Source organism: Arthrobacter sp. LFS091, assembly GCF_047977885.1.
Lineage (GTDB): Bacteria > Actinomycetota > Actinomycetes > Actinomycetales > Micrococcaceae > Arthrobacter.
In genome coordinates this window covers 134,579-157,267 of the sequence record NZ_JBFPFP010000008.1, presented here as the reverse complement: position 1 = coordinate 157,267, position 22,689 = coordinate 134,579, and the positions used below count along the sequence as shown (strand labels likewise).

Below are 22,689 nucleotides of genomic sequence, written 5' to 3'. Positions count from 1 at the left end.
TGAGGGGTGGCAAGGCATCGGGGCCCAGCGCTCAGAGGTTCAGAGTTCACAAGAGAAAGGTCAACGATTATCGTGACCCACGAACTGCTCACAATCGGGCGCATCAGCGTTGATATCTACCCGAACGACATCGGAGTGGACCTGGAGGACGTGACGTCCTTCGGCAAGTACCTCGGAGGTTCGCCCTCCAACGTGGCTGTGGCGGCTGCCCGGCACGGACGTCGCACTGGCGTGATCACGCGGACCGGCGACGACGCATTCGGCACATACCTCCACCGGGAACTGCGCAAATTCAACGTGGATGACTCGTTCGTTTCACCCGTGACCCAATACCCCACGGCGGTGACGTTCTGCGCCATCAAGCCCGCAACAGACGAATTCCCGCTCTACTTCTACGGCCGCTTTCCCACGGCCCCGGACCTGCAGATCCAGGCCGAAGAGCTCGACCTGGACGCGATCCGCGAAGCCAGGATCTTCTGGTCCACGGTGACCGGCCTGTGCCAGGAGCCCAGCCGCGGTGCACACCTCGCAGCACACCAGGCCCGCCCCCGGACCAGCCTGAAGGAAGGCCAGTTCACCATCCTGGACCTGGACTACCGGCCGATGTTCTGGAACTCCGAGGAAGAGGCGCGTGCCGAGGTCGCCAAGATCCTCCCGTACGCCACGGTGGCAATCGGCAACGACAAGGAATGTGCCGTAGCCGTTGGCGAGGGGACGCCCGACGAGCAGGCGGACCGTCTGTTGGCGGCCGGTGTCGAGATCGCCGTCGTGAAGCTTGGCGCTGAAGGCGTGATGGCCAAGACCCGCACCGAGCGTGTGGTCTCAGCGCCGGTCCCGGTGGAAACCGTCAACGGCCTGGGTGCCGGCGACTCCTTTGGGGGCGCGTTCTGCCACGGCCTGCTGTCCGGCTGGCCCTTGTCCGAAGTCCTGGACTACGCAAACGCCTCGGGCGCGATCGTCGCCTCCCGCGTTTCGTGCGCGGATGCCATGCCGACGCCGGACGAGGTTACCTCGCTGCTCGCCGAACGCGGCCGCCCCATTCCCGGTGCCACCCTTACCGAAGGAGCCGTGCGTTGAGCCCCAACGATGACCCCCGCCGCTATGAGCACCTGAGCCGGGTCCGGCTCGAAGATCCGGACGCCGTCGCCCGCGCAGCTGCCACCCGCCGTCGGCATCCGGGCCTGAAGTACGGCCAGCAGAGCTTCATCGTCGCGGCGGACCACCCCGCCCGGGGAGCCCTGTCAGTAGGTTCCGAGCCGATGGCCATGGCTGACCGGCGCGACCTGCTTGACCGCCTGCAGATCGCCCTGGCCAACCCGGCCGTGGACGGGATCCTCGCGTCACCGGACATCATGGATGACCTCCTTCTCCTGGGTGCACTGGAAGGGAAGCTGGTGTTCGGTTCCATGAACCGCGGCGGCCTGGCCGGCCTGGTCAACGAGTTCGACGACCGCTTCACCGGCCACACGGCAGCTGCCTTGGAGGCGCTGGGCGCTGACGGCGGCAAGATGCTCACCCGCATCTGCCTGGGCGACCCGGATACGGTTGCCACCCTTGAGGCCACCGCCAAAGCCATTGATTCGCTGGCCGAGCGCAAACTCATCGCCATGGTGGAGCCGTTCCTGTCCATCCGCGACGCCAACGGCAAGGTCCGCAACGACCTCCGCGCGGACGCCGTGATCAAGTCGGTAGGCATCGCCGAAGGCCTCGGATCCACCAGCGCCTACACCTGGATGAAGCTTCCGGTGGTGAAGGACATGGAGCGCGTCATGGCCTCCACCACCTTGCCCACCGTTCTTTTGGGCGGGGACCCGGACGGCAGCCAGGATGAAGTTTTCGCTTCCTGGCAGGCGGCCCTTGCACTGCCCGGAGTCCAGGGCCTCACTGTGGGGCGAACGCTGTTGTACCCGCACGACGGCGATGTTGCAGGTGCCGTAGCCACGGCCGCCTCGCTGCTGAACGCCCCGGCGCCCGCTGCCGCTGCCAACGCAAACGGCCATGCCTCCTCAGACCGCATTCCAGTGAAAGTATCGGAGTAAGACCAGTGGGAACAGCAACCCGTCGGATGACCGTGGCGCAAGCCGTGGTGGAGTTCCTGTCCAAGCAGTACACCGTTGACTCTGTTGATGGCGTTCAGTTCCGTGAGCGCTTGATTCCGGGGACGTTCGGTATCTTCGGCCACGGCAATGTGGCCGGCGTGGGCCAGGCCCTGAAGCAGTACCAGGCCGCGGATCCCGCGATCATGCCCTACTACCAGGGCCGCAACGAGCAAGCCCAGGTCCACCAGGCCGTGGGCTACGCCCGTCACACCCGTCGTCGCCAGACGTTCGCGATCAGCACCTCCATTGGTCCTGGCTCATCGAACCTGCTGACCGGCGCGGCGCTGGCCACCACCAACCGTTTGCCTGTGCTGTTGCTGCCCAGCGACACCTTTGCAACACGGGCGGCGGACCCCGTCCTGCAGCAATTGGAGTTGCCGTACGCCTACGACATCACGGTGAACGACGCGTTCCGGCCGCTGTCGAAGTTCTTTGACCGGGTCTCCCGGCCGGAGCAGCTGTTCTCCGCGTTCCACCACGGCCTCCGGGTCCTGACTGATCCGGCCGAAACGGGCGCAGTGACGATTTCCCTGCCACAGGACGTCCAGGCCGAGGCCTTCGATGTGCCCGAGGAGTTCCTGGCTGAGCGTGAGTGGCGGATCCGCCGCCCTGAGGCGGAGGACGATGACATCCGCCGTGCCGTGGAGGCCATCCGCGCCGCGAAACGTCCTCTGATCATTGCCGGCGGCGGTGTCCTGTACGCCTACGCAAATGACGAACTTTCCAAGTTCGCTGAGCTGACCGGAATCCCGGTGGGCAACACCCAGGCCGGCGTCGGCGTCCTGCCTTGGGACCACAAGTTGTCGCTCGGTGCCATCGGCTCAACCGGTACGACGGCGGCCAACGCCATCGCTGCCGAAGCGGACCTGATCATCGGGATCGGCACGCGCTACGAGGACTTCACCACAGCGTCCCGTACGGCGTTCCAGAACCCGGACGTGAAGTTCGTGAACATCAACGTCGCGCCGATCGATGCCTACAAGCACGGCACGACGCTGCCGATCGTCGCCGATGCCCGCAAGGCATTGGTGAAGTTGAACCAGGCGCTGGGTGGCTATCGAGTGGGCGCGGACCTCGAAGAGAAGATCGCCGCCGAGAAGAAGCGGTGGAACGCCATTGTGGACGAGGCCTTCGAGACCCGTTACACCCCGTTGCCTGCCCAGAACGAAATCATCGGCGCCACCAACAAGGCCATGGACGACCACGACGTTGTCATCTGTGCCGCGGGGTCGCTGCCCGGTGACCTGCATAAGATGTGGCGCGTCCGGGACCCGTTCGGCTACCACGTGGAATACGCGTACTCCTGCATGGGCTACGAAATCCCCGGCGGCCTCGGCGTCAAACGAGCAGCACTGGCCGAAGCCGCAGCCGGCGGCCCTGACAGGGATGTGGTGGTCATGGTGGGGGACGGCTCCTACCTGATGATGCACACCGAACTGGTTACCGCCGTCGCCGAACGCATCAAACTGATCGTGGTCCTCATCCAGAACCACGGCTACGCGTCCATCGGGTCGCTGTCCGAGTCCCTCGGTTCCCAGCGCTTTGGTACCCAGTACCGGGTTCTGGACAAGGAGCAGCACAGCTTTGACGCCGGCGAGAACCTTCCCATCGATTTGGCCACCAATGCCGAGTCCCTGGGCGCCAAGGTCATCCGGATCGAACCGGGCGACAACGTCATCGAAGCCCTCGGTGCGGCGATCAAGGAAGCCAAGGCAGCTCCGGAGACCGGTCCGATCGTGATCCACGTCGAGTCCGATCCCTTGTTGGACGCCCCGAGCTCCGAGTCCTGGTGGGACGTCCCCGTCTCGGCAGTCTCCGAGCTGGAATCCACCCAGCAGGCCTACAAGACGTACACAGACCACAAGAGCCGCCAGCGCAAGCTGCTCGGCTGAATCCCAGACACACAGATCCCACAGACCACAAGGAAGTCCGCACATGTCGACGACGACCACACTGACCACCATCCACCACTTCATCAACGGCGCTGAAACCACGGGCGAGGGCGACCGTACCCAGCCGGTGTACAACCCGGCCACCGGCCAGGTCACCGCTGAATTGCGCCTGGCCAACGAGGCGGACCTGAACACCACGGTCGCAGCGGCCCGCAAGGCAGCCGATACCTGGGGTGACATTTCCCTGGCCAAGCGCACCGCCGTCTTGTTCAAGTTCCGTGAACTCGTTGCAGCCCACGTGGACGAGCTGGCCGAGCTAATCACCGCTGAGCATGGCAAGGTCCTTTCCGACGCGAAGGGTGAGATCGGCCGTGGCCTGGAAGTCATCGAGTTCGCCTGCGGCATCCCGCAGCTGCTCAAGGGCGACTACTCAGACCAGGTCTCCACCGGGATCGACGTCTTCTCTTTCCGCGAACCCCTGGGCGTCGTTGCCGGCATCACGCCGTTCAACTTCCCGGTCATGGTTCCGTTGTGGATGGCGCCGATGGCCATCGCCACCGGCAACGCCTTTATCCTCAAGCCGTCCGAGCGCGACCCGTCCGCTTCGATGCTCCTGGCCAAGCTCTGGAAGCAGGCCGGCCTGCCCGATGGCGTGTTCCAGGTCCTGCACGGTGGCAAGGAGACCGTCGACGGCCTGTTGACGCACCCGGACGTGGATGGCATCAGCTTCGTTGGTTCCACCCCGATCGCCCAGTACGTCCACGAAACCGCCACCAAGCACGGCAAACGTGTCCAGGCATTGGGTGGGGCAAAGAACCACGCAATCGTGCTCCCGGACGCTGACCTGGACAACGCCGCCGATCACCTCGCCGCCGCCGCGTTCGGCTCCGCCGGGGAACGCTGCATGGCCATCTCGGTGGCCGTCGCCGTCGGGGACGCCGCGGACCTGATCGTGAAAAAGGTCGAAGAACGGGCCCTGGCCGTGAAGGTCAACAACGGCACCGAGCCCGACGCCGAAATGGGCCCGGTCATCACCCCGGCCTCCAAGGAACGCATCGTCAAGATCGTCACCGAAGCCGAGCAGGCCGGTGCAGCGATGGTGGTGGACGGCCGTGACCTGGTGGTCCCCGGCCACGAAGACGGCTTCTGGGTAGGTCCCACCGTGATCGACCACGTCAAAACCGAGATGACCGCCTATACCGAAGAAATCTTCGGACCCGTCCTGGTGGTAGTACGCGTCGATACCCTCGAGGACGGCATCAACCTGATCAACTCCAACCCGTACGGCAACGGCACCGCCATCTTCACCTCCAACGGCGCAGCAGCGCGGAAGTTCCAGCGCTCCGTCACCGTGGGCATGGTCGGCATCAACGTCCCGTTGCCCGTGCCGGTGGCCTACCACTCCTTCGGCGGCTGGAAGAATTCCCTCTTCGGCGACAAGCACATCTACGGCCCCGAAGGCGTTTCCTTCTACACCCGCGGCAAGGTCATCACGTCCCGCTGGCCCGAGCCCACCCACGCCTCCGGCGCTTCCTACAACTTCCCCTCCAACTAAGTCCCCCCGCCGCAAAGGAAGACAACGCTGTCATGACTGACGTCGAGAACAAACTGATCATCGGCACCGCCCCGGACTCCTGGGGTGTCTGGTTCCCGGATGATCCCCAGCAGACTCCGTGGGAGCGATTCCTGGATGAGGTTGCGGAGTCCGGCTACAAGTGGATCGAACTTGGCCCTTACGGGTACCTGCCCAACGACCCCACCCGCCTGGCGGAGGAACTGAAGCAACGCGATCTGAAGGTCACCGCAGGCACGGTTTTCACGGCGTTCCACCGCGGCGCCCGGCAGTATGAGGAAGCCTGGGAGCCTGCCCGCAAGGTTGCCGAGCTGACCGCGGCCATGGGCGGCGAGCATATCGTGGTCATCCCCGCCATGTGGCGCGACGACGTCACCGGCGAAGCTGTGGAGAACGGCGAACTCACGGACGAGCAGTGGGCGGACCTCTTCGCCGGCCACAACCGGATGGGCAAGGTCCTCCTGGAGGACTTCGGCCTGCACCAGCAGTTCCACTCCCACGCGGATTCACATGTGGGCGCGCAAAAGGACATCGAAACCCTGCTTGCCGCCACGGATCCGCAGTACTTGAACCTCTGCCTGGACACAGGACACGCAGAGTACTGCGGAGCTTCCAGCCTGGAACTTATCAAGAACTACCCGGACCGCATCGGCTACCTGCACCTCAAGCAGATCAACCCTCAGGTCCTGGCCGAAGTCAACGAGAAGAACATGACCTGGGCGGCTGCCAACCTGGCCGGCGTCATGACCGAGCCGCCGAACGGCCTCCCGGACCTGCGCGCAGTCATCGAAGCAGTCGAAGCGCTCAACCGGCCCATCTTCGGCATCGTGGAGCAGGACATGTACCCGGTAGCGTTCGATGTGCCGATGCCCATCGCCAAGCGCACCCGCAACTACCTGCTTTCCTGCGGTTCCCGTACCCGCGTCCAGTAGCACCCCAGAAGAACTTCACGAAGGACAGATACAGTGACTAAGACTCTCCGCGTTGCCGTCATCGGCGCAGGCCGCATGGGTGCGGACCACATCAAGCGCCTCAGCACCCGCATCCACGGCGCTGAAGTGGCCGCCGTCGTCGACGTTGACCTCGCCAGGGCCCAGGCCGCCATCGAGGGTATCGACGGCGCCGTGGCACTCGCCAGCGCAGACGAAGCGCTCAACAATGGCGACGTGAATGCCGTGCTGATCGCCACTCCGGGCTTTCTCCACGAGGAAATTCTGTACAAGGCATTGGAGAAGGATTTCCCGATCCTGTGCGAGAAGCCACTGACCCCCGACGCCGAAAGCGCCTGGAAAGTTGTCCAGGCTGAGCAGGCCCTGGGGCACAAGCGCATCCAGGTGGGCTTCATGCGCCGCTTCGACGCCGAGTACTCGGCACTGGGCGCCATCATCCGCAACAGCGAATTGGGGGAGTTGTTGATGCTGCACCACCAGCACCGCAACCCGAGCACGCCTGAGGGCTTCACCAACGAGATGCTGATCAACGACTCCGTCGTGCATGAGTTCGACGCCATCCGCTACTTCACGGGTGAGGAAATCACCTCCGTCCAGGTCCGCCTGGGCAAGCCGACCCGCAGCGCACCCAACGGCCAGCACGACCCGCAGCACGTGCTGCTCGAAACCGAGTCCGGTGTGCTGGCCGACGTCGAAATCTACGTCAACGCCAAGTTCGGCTACCAGGTGGCCACGCAGGCGTCCTTCGAGGATGGCATCGTGAGCATCGGCGGGGACAACGGCCCCTACGTCCAGGCAGCCGGTAAGTGGGGCGGCAATGTCACCCCGGGCTTTGAGGAACGTTTCGGAGCAGCGTACGACGTCGAGGTGCAGGCTTGGGTGGATGCCGCCCTTCGCGGGGAAATCGGTGGACCCACGGCTTGGGACGGGTACGCCACTGCAGCGTGCTGCGAGGCTGGTGTCGAAGCGCAGAAGTCGGGCGAAAAGGTCAAGGTCCAGTTGAACACCAAACCGGACCTGTACAAGTAGGGGACTGAGCATGAAAATCGCCCTTGACCCCACACCGTTCCACCACAGCCACGGCCTGCTCGAATTCCCCCGGGTTGCGGCAGACCTTGGTTACAAGTACCTGCAGATGACCCCGCATGCGGACCTCATCCCGTTCTACAACCATCCCAAGGCCGACGACGAGCTGGTAGGCAAGCTGAAAGCTGCGTGCAAGGATGCCGGCGTCGAGATCGCCTCTGTCCTGCCGGTCCTGCGCTGGTCCGGCCCGGACGAAGACGCACGCGAGGCAGCCGTCCGCTACTGGAAGCGGGCTATCCAGATCGCAGTGGACCTCGGCGTCCAGACCATGAACACAGAGTTCAGCGGCCGCCCTGAGAAGGCAGAAGAGTCCGAGCGTGCGTTCTACCGTTCCATGGAGGAACTGCTGCCGATCATCGAGCGCGAGGGCATGGACGTCCTGATCGATCCGCACCCGGACGACTTCGTGGAAGACGGACTGGCAGCTTTGCGGGTCATCCGTGGGGTCAACTCGCCGAACATCGGCATGGTGTACGTGGCATCGCACACCTTCCACATGGGCAACAAGCCCCTGGAGATCATGCGGGCTGCCGGCGACAAGCTGCGGCTGGTGCACGTATCCGACACCATGGACCACCATGCGTCCCACGGCTTGCGGTACATCACCAACCCGCCGGGCAACGCCGTCCGCGTCCACCAGCACCTGAAGATCGGCGACGGCGACGTGAACTGGGACGAGTTCTTTGGCGGGCTGAAGGAAATCGGCTTCCTGGACAAGGAGAACACCGTCATGGTCTCTTCCGTGTTCGCGGAGGACGAGAATGCCGAGGACGTCTCCCGGTACCAGCTCAAGACAATGGTCGACTACGTCGCCCGGACAAAATGACGGTTGGTTCGCTCCCCGTAACCGCAGGGAAAACCGGCCAGCCGGCCAACCCCAGGAAATTCCTTCGCAAGGTGGCGCTGTTCTCCACGTTCGGCGGCCTGCTGTTCGGCTATGACACCGGCGTGATCAACGGTGCCTTGCCGTTCATGCAGAAAGACCTGGGCCTGACGCCGTTGACCGAGGGCCTCGTCACTTCGATGTTGCTCTTCGGTGCGGCGTTCGGTGCCATCAGCGCCGGACGTTTGTCCGACCGCTTCGGCCGCCGCAGGACCATCATGGGCCTGGCCGTCATCTTCGCCGTGGCCACCGTGGCCTGCTCCCTTGCACCAACCACGGAGCTGCTGGTGCTGGCCCGCACTGTCCTGGGCCTCGCCGTCGGCGGTGCCTCGGTGATCGTCCCGGTGTACCTGGCTGAAATGTCGCCTGCCGCGCAGCGCGGCAGGATCGTCACCCAAAACGAATTCATGATTGTGACGGGCCAGTTCCTCGCTTTCACGTTCAACGCGGTGCTCGGAAACCTGTTCCCTGAAGAGATGCACGTGTGGCGCTGGATGCTGGTTATTGCCACCCTGCCCGCCGTCATTCTGTGGTTCGGCATGCTCATACTGCCCGAGAGTCCCCGCTGGTTGGCGTCCTCGGGCCGGTTCGGCGAGGTGATGGATGTCCTGCGGCGGACCCGCGCCGCCGACGACGTCTCTGCGGAGTTCGACGACGTCCGGCGCGCCGCGCGCGAGGATTACCAGTCCCGGATGGGCACCTTCAAGGACCTCACCGTGCCGTGGATACGCAGGATCTTCGTGGTGGGACTGGGCCTTGCCATCATCAACCAGATCAGCGGCGTCAACGCCATCATGTACTACGGCACGTCCATCCTGTCGTCCTCCGGTTTCGGCGACCAGGGCGCGCTCCTGGCAAACGTGGTCAACGGTGTGACTTCCGTGGTTGCCGTGATCGTGGGTATGTCGTTGATGACCAGGCTTCCCCGGAAGGCGATGCTCATTGCCGGGCTATCCGGTACCGCTGTGTCGCTCACAGCCATTTCGATCATCTCCGTCGCGGTTCCGGAGGGAACCCTGCGCGGGTACCTTGTCCTGCTGTTCATGGTAACTTTCCTGGCCTCCATGCAGTCGTGCATTGGTACGGTCACCTGGTTGACCCTGGCAGAGATCTTCCCGCTGCACGTGCGTGGGGTGGGAATGGGTATCTGCGTCTTCGTGCTCTGGATGTTCAACTTCCTGGTGGGCTTCTTCTTCCCACAAATGGTCGCCTGGATGGGCGTCTCGGCAACGTTCCTGGTTTTCGTTGCGCTCCAGCTGGTGGCCATCGGCTGGGTGAAACGCGCCATGCCCGAAACCAAGGGGAAGAGCCTCGAAGAGCTGGAAGAGTTCTTCAAGGCCGGTTCACGACCCTAGCGCAAGGCTTCAGAAGCATACAGCGAAGGCCGCCTGGAACATCCAGGCGGCCTTCGCTGTGTGGGTTACGCGCCGAACGGGAGCCGCGGATCGGTGTCCTGGCCTTCCCACGTTTGGCGGATCCAGCCGTGGTGGGGGTCGTCGCTGATGAGCCAGTCACGCACGCGGCCGGGGCCGGCCATGACGTTCAGGTAATACAGGTCGTAGCCCGGGGCGGCCATAGCCGGTCCGTGCCAACCGTAGGGGACCAGCACGACGTCGCCGGTGCGCACCTCGGCAGAGACGTCGATGGGACGCTCGTCGGAGGCGTAGACGCGCGCGTAGCCGATCGGATCCGTGTCCTCTGGTGCAGGGGACCCCGGGGCAACGCGGGTCTCAAAGTAGTAGATCTCCTCAAGGCTGGTCTCGCCGTCCTTCTCCTCATCGTGTTTGTGGGGAGGGTAGGAGGACCAGTTACCGGCAGGGGTGATGACCTCGCACACGATGAACCGGTCGGCTTCCAGCGCAGCCGGCGTGCCGAAGTTGTGGACCTGGCGTGAGCAGTTGCCTGCTCCGCGGAGCTCCACCGGGGTTTCCTTGGCCGTGATCAGGCGGGTGGGATACCCAGCCTTGGCGGGCGCCGTCGCAATGGCCACCCGGCCGCCGTCGTTCGAGCTGATGCTGACGGCCTTGTCGATCCCCGTGTACAGGACGTCACTTGGCCCGTCGAAAACCGACTGCCGTCCCGCGAGGCTGTACACGCCGTCGTCGACCGTTACGGTGAAGGATCCGCTCAACGGCACCACGATGCGCTCCTCCGGAGCGGCGGGAAGCTCGACGGCGGCACCTGCGGCGAGCGTCGCAACCTTCAGTCCCGTGTGGGCCCAGCCGTCTAAGGCGAGCGTGGAATCGGAGGTTCCCAGGGAGATGTCCCATTTACCGTCAGTGGCTGTTCCCAGCGGGTATACCCAGTTGGTCATGTGTGTGTCCTTGTTTAGCGCTGTACGAGTGTCATTTCAAAGCTGTAGGAGTCTGCGCGGTAGACGTGGTGGCCGGTTTCCACCATGCGTCCGGTGTCATCCACCGCGGTGCGTTCCATGGTGACCAGCGCCGATCCCACCTCGGCTTCGAGGAGGGGAGCCTGGTAGTCGTTGGCGATCATCGCGCCGATCCGTTGCGAGGCCAGCCGGAAGTTGACCCCGCCGCGGCGCAGGATCGCGTAAAGGCCTTCCTTGGCAAGCTGTGCCTCGTCCATGCTGGTGATGTCGTCGCGGACCCAGTTCTCCATGAGCGCCAGGGGCTTGCCACCTACTTTGCGCAGGCGGGTGAAGTGGTAGACCTTGGAACCGGCCGGCAGTTGCAGGGCGGTCAGCGTTGCCGCGTCGGCTTCGATGTGCGAGAAGCTCAGGACGTCCGTGGTGGGCTTTTTGCCGTTGTTACTGAGGTCGTCATAGAGGCTGGAGAGTTCCAGGGGCCGGCGGACCTGGCTTGAAACCACCTGCGTTCCTACGCCACGCTTCCGGACCAGGAGCCCGGCCCGGACCAGTTCATCCATGGCTTTGCGCATGGTGGGGCGGGATAGGTTCAGCTGTGCCGCGAGGTCGATTTCGTTGTCCAGGCGGCTGCCGGGTTCCAGGATGCCGCTGTGGATGGCGGCCTCGATTCCTTGGACCACCTGATGGTAAAGCGGCACGGGGGACGAACGATCGATGCTGAGACTGAGTTGGTTCGCCACTGGATTCTCCTAGACGCCTGCTGAAGGCCGGCCGGGGGAGCGGGTCTGCGGCTCCTCTGCCGGATGGTAGCGTATGTCCGCTCATGTTCTCTTGATAGGACATACTGCCTTTTTCTGATGATAGCAGCCGCGGCAGGGCCGTCAAGGAAGGGGCGGGCTCGGCCTTCACAACAGCCATATTACGTTAAAACATCCTAATGTCAGGACAAACTATTGACAAAGTGTGAGGTCAGTCACCATGATCTGAGTAGCAGGTGTTCCGGATACGAGTCCTGGAAACCTGAAGCTGACATCAAAGGAGATAACGGTGGCAAAATTCTCATGGCGCAAAGCGGCGGTCGTCGCAGCAGTGGTTCCCCTGGTGGCACTGAGCGCCTGTTCAAGCCAGGGCGGCAAGCCGGCCGATAACGGCGGCGCCGCAGCCGCTGGCCAGGTGGCATCCACTGACCGGATCAAGGTAGCGCTGATTACGCACGCCGCTGCCGGCGACACGTTCTGGGACATCGTCCGCAAGGGTGCCGAGGAAGCATCGGCGAAAGACAACGTTGAACTCCTCTACACCAGCGACCCTGAGGCCGGTCGCCAGGCGCAGCTGGTCCAGCAGGCCATTGACCAGAAGGTGGATGGCATCGCCGTCACCCTGGCAACCCCGGACGCGCTGAAGGATGTCCTCAAGAAGGCCACCGACGCGGGCATCCCGGTGGTCAGCCTCAACGCCGGCGAATCAGTCTCCAAGCAGTTGGGTGCCTTCACCCACTTCGGTTCCAACGAGCAACTTGCCGGCGAAGCAGTCGGCACCAGGCTCGCCTCCGAGGGGTACAAGCACCCCGTCTGCGTGATCCAGCAGCAGGGCCACGTCGGCCTCGAAGCCCGTTGCGCCGGTGTGAAGGCCAAGGTGCCCGAAACCGAAATCCTGTACGTGGACGGCAAGGACATGACTGCGGTCCAGTCCACCGCCACGGCAAAGCTCCAGGCCGCCAAGGACGCCGACGTCATCATCGGCCTCGGCGCTCCGATCACCCTGACCCTGCTGAAGTCCGTCACTGACGCCGGCAGCTCGTCGAAGGTTGCCAGCTTTGACCTCAACGCCGACCTTGCCCAGAAGATCGTGGACGGCGCCGTGATCTTCACGGTCGATCAGCAGCCGTGGCTCCAGGGCTACATGTCCGTTGACTCCCTGTGGCAGGCCAAGCGCGGTGGCTTCAAGATCGGTGGCGGCCAGCCCGTCCTCACCGGCCCAACCATCGTGGACAAGACCAACGCATCCGATGTCCTCAAGTTCGCCCAGCAGGGCGTCCGCTAGATCCAGGAACCAGGCTGCGCGGCGGCTCCCTGCCGCGCAGCCTGACCAACAAGGAGTCCTCCCCTATGGCAAACACAGCAACCCTGCCGCCGGCGCCGGCTACGGCCCCCGGCGATGAACGGATCGGGCGGCGCAGCCCCCTCCAGAAGTTCCTCGCAAGGCCCGAAGTTGGAGCGTTGGTGGGCGCGGTGGTCCTCTTCATTTTCTTCGCGTCCGTTTCGCAGACGTTCACCCAACCCAACGCACTTGCTACCGTGCTCTACGGCTCATCGACCATCGGAATCATGGCGGTAGGTGTGTCCCTGCTGATGATCGGTGGGGAGTTCGACCTCTCCACCGGTGTTGCCGTGATCTCCTCCGCACTCACCGCGTCGCTGTTCAGCTGGAACTTCTCCCTGAACGCCTGGGTCGGCGTGGGGCTGGCCCTGGTGGTCTCCCTGGGCATCGGTTTCATCAACGGCTGGATCCTCGTCAAAACCAAACTGCCCAGCTTCATCGTCACCCTGGCCACATTCCTGATGCTTACCGGCCTCAACCTGGCACTCACCCGCCTCATCGGCGGCAGCGTATCCTCGCCGTCGATCTCCAAGCTGGACGGCTTCGAATCAGCACGTGCGGTCTTCGCGTCCTCCGTCAGCATCGGCGGGGTGGAGGTCAAGATCACGGTCTTCTTCTGGATCGTCCTGGTGGCCGTGGCCTCGTGGATCCTGCTGCGCACCCGGATCGGGAACTGGATCTTTGCAGTAGGCGGCGACGCAAACGCCGCCCGCGCCGTGGGTGTTCCGGTAACAAAGACCAAGATCGGCCTCTTCATGGCCGTGGGTTTCTGCGGCTGGATTCTGGGTATGCACAACCTGTTCGCCTTCGATGCCGTGCAGTCCGGCGAAGGAGTGGGCAACGAATTCCTTTACATCATCGCGGCCGTCATCGGTGGCTGCCTCCTGACCGGCGGCTACGGCTCCGCAGTGGGTGGTGCTATCGGCGCCTTTATCTTTGGCATGGCCAACAAGGGCATCGTGTACGCACAATGGAATCCGGACTGGTTCAAGTTCTTCCTGGGCTTGATGCTGCTGCTGGCCACCATCGTCAACCTCATCGTCAAGCGCCGGGCAGAGCTCAAGTAAGGGGCCGGAACAATGAACGCACAACAGATCGATCAGCAAACCCTGCTGAAAGGCGAGAAGGATCCCTTGACACACACACCGGTCCACCTGCTGTCCCTCGATGGAGTGGGCAAGCACTACGGCAACATCATCGCGTTGCGGGATGTCACCATGGCCGTGGACAACGGCCGTGTCACCTGTGTCCTGGGTGATAACGGTGCAGGCAAGTCAACCCTGATCAAGATCATCGCCGGCCTGCACCAGCACGACGAAGGCACCCTGCACGTGATGGGCGATGCCAGGAAGTTCAACTCACCAAGGGACGCTCTCGACGCCGGTATTGCCACGGTGTACCAGGACCTGGCAGTTGTTCCGCTGATGCCCATCTGGCGCAACTTCTTCCTCGGCTCTGAACTGACCAAGGGATTTGGACCGTTCAAGAGCATGGATGTCCAGAAAATGAAGGAGATCACGCTCAGCGAACTGGCCCAGATGGGCATCGACCTCCGCGATGTGGAGCAGCCCATCGGTCAGCTGTCCGGCGGTGAGCGCCAGTGCGTGGCGATCGCGCGCGCCGTGTACTTCGGGGCCAAGGTCCTGATCCTTGACGAGCCCACTGCGGCACTTGGCGTGAAGCAGTCCGGCGTGGTGCTCCGCTACATCCTGCAGGCCCGCGACCGTGGCCTGGGCGTCATCTTCATCACCCACAACCCGCACCACGCTTTCCCCGTGGGCGACCGGTTCCTGTTGCTCAAGCGGGGCAAGTCGATTGGGTATTACGACAAGAAGGACATCACCCTGGATGAGCTGACGGCCCAGATGGCCGGCGGTGCAGAACTCGCAGAGCTGGCCCACGAGTTGGAGCAGCTCGGTGGCCACTCCGACGCCCTTGAGGAAGTCAAGGCCGAGGTGGCCGGTGTGGAGGAATCCGTTCCGGAAAACGCCACTAAGCGGCACTGACGCGATAGCTGCTGAAAGTCCTGCCCGGAGCGCATGTTGGCTCCGGGCAGGACTGTTTCCGGCAAGGAGCCAACCCTAGCGAGGCGGCGCTGTAGTGCCGCGCAGCGCCAGTTTCGGCTCAATGAGCGTGCGCTCCGGTGCCAGCGTCGGATCCGCTATGCGGGCCAGTAGCCTGCGGGCGGAGTCCGCCCCAACGATGTCGCTGCGGTTGTCGATGGACGTCAGGTCCAGGAAACGCGACTTGGCCAAGGGGGAGTTGTCGTAGCCGATCACCGAAACGTCGGCAGGTACTGCGAGGCCGCGCGCTTTGATGGCCGCGAAAGCGCCAAGGGCCATGGAGTCGTTCGCTGCGAAAATCGCAGTGGTGTCCGGATGGCGCTCCAGGAGCCGGCTTGCTGTCGCGTAGCCGTCTTCCTCCGACGTTCCGGTGGACTCGCTGATGAAAGGCTCGACGCCGGCAGCTTCCACGGCGCGACGGTAACCGGCGCGCCGGTGTGCGGAGGCGCCGTCGGACCCTGAGACGTGGCCGATGCGGACGTGGCCCAAACCCAACAGGTGGTTGGCTGCCAGGCTTCCGCCGCCGTCGTCATCGTTGGTGATGAGGTCAGCGCCCAAGGGCACGCCTTTGCGCCAGCCGGCCACCACGGTGGGTACCCAGGTCTTTGCGAGCATGGCCTCGCTCGGTTCGGCGGCTATCACCAGCGCATCGACGTGCATGGCGAGCAGTCCGTCTGTGGCTTCCTTGATCCGGTTTTCGCCCGGTCTGGAGTCCGCAAGCATCACCTGGTACCCAAGGTTTGAAAGGACGGATTCCATTCCACGGAGCAGGTCAACGAACCAGGGGTTCCGGTAGTCATCGATGACCAGGCCGATGCTTTTTGTGCTGCTGCTTGCCAGGGTGGTGGCGGCACGGCTCGGCCGGTAGCCCAGTTCAGTGATGGCGTCCCGGACGGCGTTACGGCGCTTTTCGCTGATTCTTTCGGGGTCTTTGAGGAACAGCGAAACCAACGACGGCGAAACGCCGGCTTGTGTGGCGACGTCGTAGAGCGTGGGGCGTCGGTTGTTGTTCAACGTATTTGGCTGCCTTTCGTGTCCTCCCCCGAGGATAGCCCGTTAAGGATTGACAGGACATATAGACATGGTTACGCTCAAATCCAGCGTAAAAATTGTAGCGCTACAAAATGCCGGACGATCCTCATGCGACGGCAGAATTTCGAAGGAGAAATCAATGGCTGAAAGCCTCGGCGTAGCCGTCATCGGAGCAGGCATGGCAGGCAAGGCCCACGCCGCCGCGTACCGCACGGCATCTGCCCTTTATAGCCCCGTGCTTCCCCAGGTCCGCCTCGTCTCCATTGGCGACGTCAATGCTGAGTTCGGTTCCCTGGCTGCACGCCGATTCGGCTACGAACGCAATGACACCTCATGGCAGGCCATTGCGGAAGCTGATGACATCGACGTCGTCAGCGTAGTGATCGCCAACTCGCTGCACCGCGAGGTGGTCGAAGGCCTGCTCGCGGCCGGCAAACATGTCCTCTGCGAAAAGCCACTCAGTGACACCCTGGACGACGCCCGTGCCATGGCGGACGCAGCACGCGCCGCCGAGGCCCATGGAAACCTGGCACGCATCGGATTCACCTTCCGCCGCACCCCAGGCATCGCCTACATCCGGGACCTGGTCCGGAACGGCGTGCTGGGAAACGTCCTGCATTTCAGTGGCCGATACTGGACCGACTACGGATTCAGCCCCCAGGCTCCCATGAGCTGGCGCTACAAAGGCGGCCCGGGCTCGGGTGCGCTGGCCGACGTCGGAAGCCACCTGACCTATGTCGCCGAATTCCTCTGCGGCAACATCACCTCCATCAGTGGTGGCAGGTTGTCCACCGCGATCGACAAGCGCCCGCTCCCGCTCAGCGCAGTCATGGGCCACGACCACGTTGCCGTCAGCGACACGTTCGAAGCCGTGGAGAACGATGACTACGCCGCCTTCAACGCCGAGTTCACCAACGGTGCCGGCAGCTTCGAAGTGTCCCGCGTTGCAGCAGGACACGCCAACAGCCTCCAATTCGAGGTCTTCTGCGAGAACGGCGGAGCCAAGTTCGACCAGCGCCGCCCCAACGAAATCCAGCTCTTCCTCAACGATGGCTCCGGCCTGCAAGGCGGGTACCGCCAAGTGATCCTGGGCCCAGGACACCCCTACATTGCCGGCGGCCTGGCCATGGACGCCCCGGAAGTCGGCTTCGGCCAGAACGACGCCTTCGGATACCAGGCACGGGCCTTCCTCGAAGAGGTCGCGGGCTTGGCCGAAGCGGACTCCCTGCCCCGTTGCGCAACGTTCGACGAAGGTGTCCGCAACATGGAACTCCTCGGCGCGGTCACTGAGTCCGCCCTGGATAACGGAAAGAAGATCACGCTATGAAGCTCGGGGTCTACAACGCGATCCTCCACGACCGTCCGCTTCCTGAAGCGCTCAAAGTCATCGCCGACCTTGGCCTGACCGGCATCGAGATCAACACCGGCGGATTCCTTCCCGCCGTGCATGTCCCCACGTTCGACCAGATCCTGGAAAGCGACGCCGCCCGCGACGACTACCTTGGGATCTTTGAGGGCACCGGGGTTTCAATCGCTGGCCTGAATTGCAACGGAAACCCCCTGCATCCCAAGCCGGAAATTGGCGAAAAGCACGCCGAGGGCATCCGTCGTTCCATCCGCTTGGCCAACCGGCTGGGCCAGGACCGCGTGGTCACCATGTCCGGGCTGCCCGGGGGAGAGCCCGGCGCCACCACGGTGAACTGGGTGGTCAACGCCTGGAACTCCGCGGCGCTGGATGTCCTGGACTACCAATGGGGAGTAGCGGCAGCCTTCTGGAAGGAAACGGACCGGCTCGCCGCAGACCATGGTGTCAAGGTGGCGTTGGAGCTGCACCCGCAGAACATTGTTTTCAATACCGCGGACGTCTACAAGCTGGTCGAGCTCACCGGTGCCACCCACGTTGGCGTCGAACTGGACGCATCCCACTTGTTCTGGCAGCAGATGGATCCGGTGGCGGTGGTCCGGGAACTTGGGCCACTGGTCTTCCAGGCGGCAGCCAAGGACGTCCGTGTGAACAAGGACAACGCTGCGCTCTACGGTGTGTTGGACAACAGCTTCCGGCGGCTCTCGGAAACGGAAAACCGGACCAACCTTGGTGGCGACGAATGGGCCAACGAATGGCCCAAGAACTCTGCCTGGGACTTCGTGGCCCTGGGCCGTGGTCACGACACCGCGTTCTGGACCGAGTTCCTCCGGGCCCTGCACGACGTCGATCCGAACATGCTGGTCAATATCGAGCACGAGGACGTCTCGCTGGGTCGGATCGAGGGGCTCGAGGTCGCGGCACAGGTGCTTCGCGATGCCGACGCAGCCCTTGAGGCATCGTTCAACGTCCCTGCATAAGGGTCCCGTGCTGCGTCCGGGGCGGCGGCTACGGCCCCCGCCCCGGACGCGCCATTCACCGTTCCGTGCGCTGCACGCTGATGCTAGGCCTGGACCCTGACGGGGACGCCGGTCTCCAGGGACAGTTGTGCTGCGTCGGCTACCTTTGACGCCGCCACGGCGTCTTCGGGAGTGCAAGGATTCTTACGTTTGCCGAGCACAACCTCTACGAAGGCCGCCATCTCGGCCCGGTAGGCCTGGTCAAACCGCTCGGCGAACGTGGTGTGCGCAGTGCCATTCGGGAAGGTCACTGCGGGCTCGGCCGACCTCATCGCCATCTGCTGGTCCATTCCCACCAGCACGGATTGCTCTGAACCTTGAAGTTCCAAGCGGACGTCATGCCCGGCTCCGTTGTAGCGGCTGGCCGATACCGTACCCACCGTGCCGTCGTCGAACGTCACCAGAGCCAGGGCGGTGTCGACGTCGCCCACCTCACCGATGGCCGGGTCGCCGTTGTTGGAGCCCTTGGCGTAGACTTCCACGATTTCCCTGCCCGTGAGCCATCGGAGGATGTCGAAGTCGTGGACTGAACAGTCGCGGAATAGGCCGCCCGATGTTGCAAGGAACTCCACCGGCGGCGGGGTCATGTCGCAGGTGACAGCCCGAAGTGAGTGGATCCAACCAAGCTCCCCGGCCTCGTAGGCCCGTTTGGCCTCCAAGTACCCGGCATCGAATCGACGCTGGTGACCGATTTGGACGGTGCCCGATTTCTCGCTGATGTAGTCGAGGACGGGTTGGGACTCCGCCACATTGACGGCCACGGGTTTTTCGCAGAACACCGGGATGCCTGCGTTCACACCCGCACGGATGAGACCGGGATGAGTGGCTGTGCCTGTTGCGATGACCAGGCCGTCCACTCCGGACCCGATGAGCTCCTCCGCTGATCCCAGGAATTCGGCGCCCACACTCTCGGCCACTGCACGGGCATGGTCCTCGGCCACATCCGTCAGTTTGAGGCTCACATGGATGCCATCAGGGTTGAGGGACTCGTTGAGGGCGCTGATGTTCTTGGCATGCATCACGCCGATCCGGCCTACGCCTACGAGGCCGAGGGTCACGTTCTTGGTCATTTCTGTCTCCGTCGGTGCAGCAGAAGGTCATCTCCTGAGAGAGATTCCTGAAGTGAGACTAGAGGTTGTCAGATTGTCCTGTCAAACATATGTGGTGATGTGAGTGAGGGTCTGGCTGAAGGGGGTGGGATGTGAGTGAGGGGTGGACATGGCTGACGCGGGCCGAAGAGTCTGGGGGAAAACTCCGACCCGCGCCAGGTCCAAGGGGCCGGTCAGGCGATGATCTTCATCGCCTGCCAACCGGTGCCCAGGCTGGTGGGGGGAACGTTTCTGAACGTTCCGCTGCCCGAGCCCGGATACAGCCACAGGGTGTCTCCGATGCGGCCGAGGACGTCATTCTTGGCGTCACCGTCCAAGTCCCGGGGCCCTGCCATCGATGTTCTGTTGTCCCAACCCGCGGAGATCTGCTTCCACGGCAACCAATCGCTGGCTCCGTCACCGGGATAGAGCCAGAGTGCGCCGGTATCCGCACGCCGGGCCAGCACGTCTGCTTTACCATCTCCATTAAAGTCCCCGGTGCTGAAGATTGCATTCATGACATTCCAGCCCGTTCCCACCGTGGTGGGCGTCCGGAGGCCACCGCTGCCGTTTCCTGCGTAGAGGCGCAGGTCCCCGGTGCTGCGCCGGGCCATGATGTCGGGAATGCCGTCACCGCTGAAGTCCCCGGGGGAGAACAGTTGGGTCATGGCACTCCAGCCGGTACTGATCTGCGAGCGGGCACCAAAGCCACCGGCCCCGTCCCCTGGGTACAGCCACAGGACATCTCCCGCGCGGGCAACGACGTCGGCCTTGCCGTCCCGGTTGAAGTCACCGGGGGTGATGGCGTCAGTCACCGTCGACCAGTCCGAGGCCGGTATGGCAAGCTTCCTGGCCTGGAGGCCGCCAGCGCCGTCACCCGGGTACAGGTACAGGTTTCCCGTCGCATCGGAGGCCAGGACGTCGGCTTTGCCGTCACCGTCGAAATCATGGGCCGACGGCGGACCGGCTGCGGGAACGCTGTAGGTCTGGGTGGCCACGGCGGAGGTGTTGCCGGCGGGGTCCACTCCGATGTATTTGAGCACCAGTGCGGAATTGCCCATCACGATTGGAGCCGCGTACTTGAAGTTGGTGGCGCTCTCCGTTGCCGTCGGTGTGCTGCCATCGGTGGTGTAGTAGATGGTTGTCCCAGCCTCATTGGCGGACAGGGAAATGGTGGCTCCACTGGCCAACGGACGGCTGGTGGGATTGGCCGTCACTGTGGGAGCCGTGGTGTCTGCCGGGACTGTGTAGGTCTGCGAGGCAACATCTGAGGCATTGCCGGCAGGGTCGGTAGCGAAGTACTTCAGCGTCATCGGGCCGGTGCCCGAGAACGTGATCGGAGTGGAGTACACCAACCCGGCGGTCAACGGATCCGTGCCGTCCGTGGTGTATTTGATCACCGAATTCGGTTCATTGGCTGTCAAAGTGATCGACGTGCCGGCAGCGTACGCTCCTCCCGCCGGGTTGGCGGTCACTATGGGTTTGGTCGTGTCCGGCCCCGTGGAGTAGGTCTGCGTGGCCACCGCGGACGCGTTGTTGGAGCTGTCCACTGCGAAGTACTTCAGGGTCAGCGGGCCGTCAATGGTGATGCTTGCCGTGTTCGGGTAGCTCACCTTCGTTGGAGTCGACGTCGTGGGCGTGGACCCATCGGTGGTGTAGTAGATGGTCCCGGGCTCATTGGTTGAGAGGGTGACCTTCTGCCCAATGTCATAGGTTCCGCCTTCAGGTGTGGCTGTGACTATGGGGGCGACGGTGTCAGCGGTGATGTACGCCTCGAATTCGGCCAGGCCCACGTTGGTGGTGGAACTGCTGACGGCGGTGATGTTGAACCGCAGGGAGCTTACCGTCCGGGCCGGAAAGTTGACGGTCAGGCCCGAGCCGTTGTTGGGCAGTGCCGGAACCGGGACGGTGCTGCCGTCAGAGAACTGCAGGTTGCCGCCCGTCACCTGGTCGCTGGCTACCGGCCTGTCGAAGAGCGTCACGGCGTTGATGGTGCGTGCCGGGGAGAAGTTGTATTGGATCCAGCTTCCGGCCTTCCCACCGTTGGTTACCCATTCCCGGCTTGCGTCCATCGGGGATCCCCAGGCGTAGCCGTCGCGCGCCTTCTCCGGGCTCTGTGCCGAGGCTTTCTGCGAGGACGCAGACACGGTGGTGCCGGGGGACTTGGCTGCGTTGCCGGTCCACTCGATGGCGGTGATGTACTGCCGTTTGAGCCAATCGCTGTAAGGCGGGGCAGGGCATGGCGTATCGCAGAGGTATTTGTCGAAGTCGGCGAAACGGACAAACGCGTTCACCTTCGCCGTGAGCTCGGCACCGGTCACGTTCTGCGCGTACTCGTCGATGACGTAGGCGTCGTAGGCGGAGGAAGTATGCGGCCCCGTGTACGAGCGGGTTGCCAGCTGGGCGAACTTCGCTGTTGCCCAGTGGTCGCTGTGGTCATAGGGATCGTTGAAGTTCCCGGTCCAATCCTGGGTACGGAAGGTGGTGGGCCGGAAATTCTTGACCAGCGTGTTCAGCGTGGTTTGAAACTGCTCTTTGGTGTAAGTGGCAGAGCCATCCACGGGACGGATGGAGGACAACCGGCCGTCCCACAGTTTAAGGATGCTTTGGCCCCCGTACCGTGAGCTTCCTTTACCGTTGGGAAAGCCGTCAGGGAGCCGCAGGTACACCACGGAAATGGTGGGGGCATCCCTGAGGGTATAGACGCTGATGGCTCGGCCGGGAACGCCGGCGTCGGAGGTCGTCCACGAATTGGCCACCCCCGCCATCATTGCGTACGTTGCCCGGATGCCGTCTTCCAGGCTGTTCCAGTATGCAGGCCCCTCGCCCGCTTCCCCGGCGGTTGTGTAGACGGTCTGGACGCAACGCTTGGCTTGGATATCGCGCATGAAGTCCGGGCTGATAAAGATCAGGTCGTCGTCAGTATGGGCCACGATCTGCATGGCGCCACCGGTACCCGGGCAGGGCGGAACGGCCGCAGAAGCCGGCGCGGTGACGCCAAGCATCAGGCCTGAAACGGCAACGGAAAAAGCGGCAAGCCATGTCAGTAATCGATGGCTTGCGGAAAAAAGTGGGGTCATGACACGGAAACGGGGACGGCGAAAGTGTTTTGGACGGTCCACAACCATGCTCCTTCGAGCAGATGTTGGGCCCCCCAGCCGGCGAACTTTACGACGCCCCCAGAGCGTCATCTGAATGAAGTTATGTACTCG

At 63.5% G+C, this 22,689-nt stretch carries 18 protein-coding genes; 13 read left to right on the top strand and 5 right to left on the bottom strand.

The window, feature by feature from the left end; translation table 11 throughout:
• Positions 1–72 precede the first annotated feature (72 nt).
• From iolC to ACNQOP_RS16195, 8 genes are read left to right on the top strand one after another with little or no spacing between them, the layout of a single operon-like run.
• Entirely contained in the window at positions 73–1,077 is a 1,005-nt protein-coding gene (iolC, locus tag ACNQOP_RS16230; protein ID WP_416405134.1) for a 5-dehydro-2-deoxygluconokinase, read from the top strand.
• Positions 1,074–2,039 (top strand): deoxyribose-phosphate aldolase, encoded by a 966-nt coding sequence (locus ACNQOP_RS16225; protein WP_416405132.1) that lies wholly within the window; start codon positions 1,074–1,076, stop codon positions 2,037–2,039. Before iolC ends, ACNQOP_RS16225 begins: the two co-directional genes overlap by 4 nt.
• Before the next feature lie 26 nt (positions 2,040–2,065).
• Positions 2,066–3,991, top strand: coding sequence for a 3D-(3,5/4)-trihydroxycyclohexane-1,2-dione acylhydrolase (decyclizing) (iolD, locus tag ACNQOP_RS16220; RefSeq protein WP_416405232.1), 1,926 nt, complete (start codon positions 2,066–2,068; stop codon positions 3,989–3,991).
• 43 nt (positions 3,992–4,034) lie between these two features.
• The gene (locus ACNQOP_RS16215; RefSeq protein WP_416405131.1) at positions 4,035–5,546 is read left to right on the top strand and encodes a CoA-acylating methylmalonate-semialdehyde dehydrogenase; all 1,512 of its coding nucleotides are present in this window, start codon (positions 4,035–4,037) and stop codon (positions 5,544–5,546) included.
• 32 nt (positions 5,547–5,578) lie between these two features.
• Positions 5,579–6,496 carry a sugar phosphate isomerase/epimerase family protein gene (locus ACNQOP_RS16210; RefSeq protein ID WP_416405130.1) on the top strand — a complete coding sequence of 306 codons (918 nt, stop codon included), beginning with the start codon at positions 5,579–5,581 and terminating at the stop codon, positions 6,494–6,496.
• Between the two features lie 33 nt (positions 6,497–6,529).
• Complete coding sequence (locus tag ACNQOP_RS16205) at positions 6,530–7,543, top strand: Gfo/Idh/MocA family protein (RefSeq protein WP_416405128.1); 1,014 nt, start codon at positions 6,530–6,532, stop codon at positions 7,541–7,543.
• 10 nt (positions 7,544–7,553) lie between these two features.
• Positions 7,554–8,426: a sugar phosphate isomerase/epimerase family protein gene (locus tag ACNQOP_RS16200; protein WP_416405127.1), complete on the top strand. Its 873-nt coding sequence runs from the start codon at positions 7,554–7,556 to the stop codon at positions 8,424–8,426.
• Entirely contained in the window at positions 8,423–9,838 is a 1,416-nt protein-coding gene (locus ACNQOP_RS16195; RefSeq protein WP_416405123.1) for a sugar porter family MFS transporter, read from the top strand. Before ACNQOP_RS16200 ends, ACNQOP_RS16195 begins: the two co-directional genes overlap by 4 nt.
• Positions 9,839–9,903: 65 nt before the next feature.
• On the opposite strand, the gene iolB is transcribed toward ACNQOP_RS16195, so the two are convergent.
• Both iolB and ACNQOP_RS16185 read right to left on the bottom strand, forming a co-directional pair.
• Positions 9,904–10,797 carry a 5-deoxy-glucuronate isomerase gene (gene iolB / locus ACNQOP_RS16190; protein WP_416405122.1) on the bottom strand — a complete coding sequence of 298 codons (894 nt, stop codon included), beginning with the start codon at positions 10,795–10,797 and terminating at the stop codon, positions 9,904–9,906.
• Between the two features lie 14 nt (positions 10,798–10,811).
• On the bottom strand, positions 10,812–11,552 hold the full coding sequence (locus ACNQOP_RS16185; protein WP_235519041.1) for a GntR family transcriptional regulator: 741 nt from the start codon (positions 11,550–11,552) through the stop codon (positions 10,812–10,814).
• Between the two features lie 307 nt (positions 11,553–11,859).
• Here ACNQOP_RS16185 and ACNQOP_RS16180 point away from each other — a divergent pair, with 307 nt between their 5' ends.
• From ACNQOP_RS16180 to ACNQOP_RS16170, 3 genes are all read left to right on the top strand, one after another.
• Positions 11,860–12,855 carry a substrate-binding domain-containing protein gene (locus ACNQOP_RS16180; protein ID WP_416405120.1) on the top strand — a complete coding sequence of 332 codons (996 nt, stop codon included), beginning with the start codon at positions 11,860–11,862 and terminating at the stop codon, positions 12,853–12,855.
• A 65-nt stretch (positions 12,856–12,920) separates the two neighbouring features.
• Positions 12,921–13,979: an ABC transporter permease gene (locus tag ACNQOP_RS16175; protein ID WP_211712910.1), complete on the top strand. Its 1,059-nt coding sequence runs from the start codon at positions 12,921–12,923 to the stop codon at positions 13,977–13,979.
• Between the two features lie 12 nt (positions 13,980–13,991).
• Entirely contained in the window at positions 13,992–14,918 is a 927-nt protein-coding gene (locus tag ACNQOP_RS16170) for an ATP-binding cassette domain-containing protein (protein ID WP_211712911.1), read from the top strand.
• 75 nt (positions 14,919–14,993) lie between these two features.
• Here the strand turns inward: ACNQOP_RS16170 and ACNQOP_RS16165 are convergent, their stop codons facing one another.
• Complete coding sequence (locus ACNQOP_RS16165) at positions 14,994–15,989, bottom strand: LacI family DNA-binding transcriptional regulator (RefSeq protein ID WP_416405118.1); 996 nt, start codon at positions 15,987–15,989, stop codon at positions 14,994–14,996.
• A gap of 157 nt (positions 15,990–16,146) precedes the next feature.
• On the opposite strand from ACNQOP_RS16165, the gene ACNQOP_RS16160 reads away from it, so the two are divergent.
• Together ACNQOP_RS16160 and ACNQOP_RS16155 are read left to right on the top strand one after the other, a co-directional pair.
• Entirely contained in the window at positions 16,147–17,334 is a 1,188-nt protein-coding gene (locus ACNQOP_RS16160) for a Gfo/Idh/MocA family protein (RefSeq protein ID WP_416405117.1), read from the top strand.
• Positions 17,331–18,350 carry a sugar phosphate isomerase/epimerase family protein gene (locus ACNQOP_RS16155; protein WP_416405115.1) on the top strand — a complete coding sequence of 340 codons (1,020 nt, stop codon included), beginning with the start codon at positions 17,331–17,333 and terminating at the stop codon, positions 18,348–18,350. Before ACNQOP_RS16160 ends, ACNQOP_RS16155 begins: the two co-directional genes overlap by 4 nt.
• 83 nt (positions 18,351–18,433) lie before the next feature.
• Here the strand turns inward: ACNQOP_RS16155 and ACNQOP_RS16150 are convergent, their stop codons facing one another.
• Both ACNQOP_RS16150 and ACNQOP_RS16145 read right to left on the bottom strand, forming a co-directional pair.
• On the bottom strand, positions 18,434–19,459 hold the full coding sequence (locus tag ACNQOP_RS16150; RefSeq protein WP_416405114.1) for a Gfo/Idh/MocA family oxidoreductase: 1,026 nt from the start codon (positions 19,457–19,459) through the stop codon (positions 18,434–18,436).
• A 212-nt stretch (positions 19,460–19,671) separates the two neighbouring features.
• Positions 19,672–22,557 (bottom strand): chitobiase/beta-hexosaminidase C-terminal domain-containing protein, encoded by a 2,886-nt coding sequence (locus tag ACNQOP_RS16145; RefSeq protein ID WP_416405113.1) that lies wholly within the window; start codon positions 22,555–22,557, stop codon positions 19,672–19,674.
• Positions 22,558–22,689: the final 132 nt, after the last annotated feature.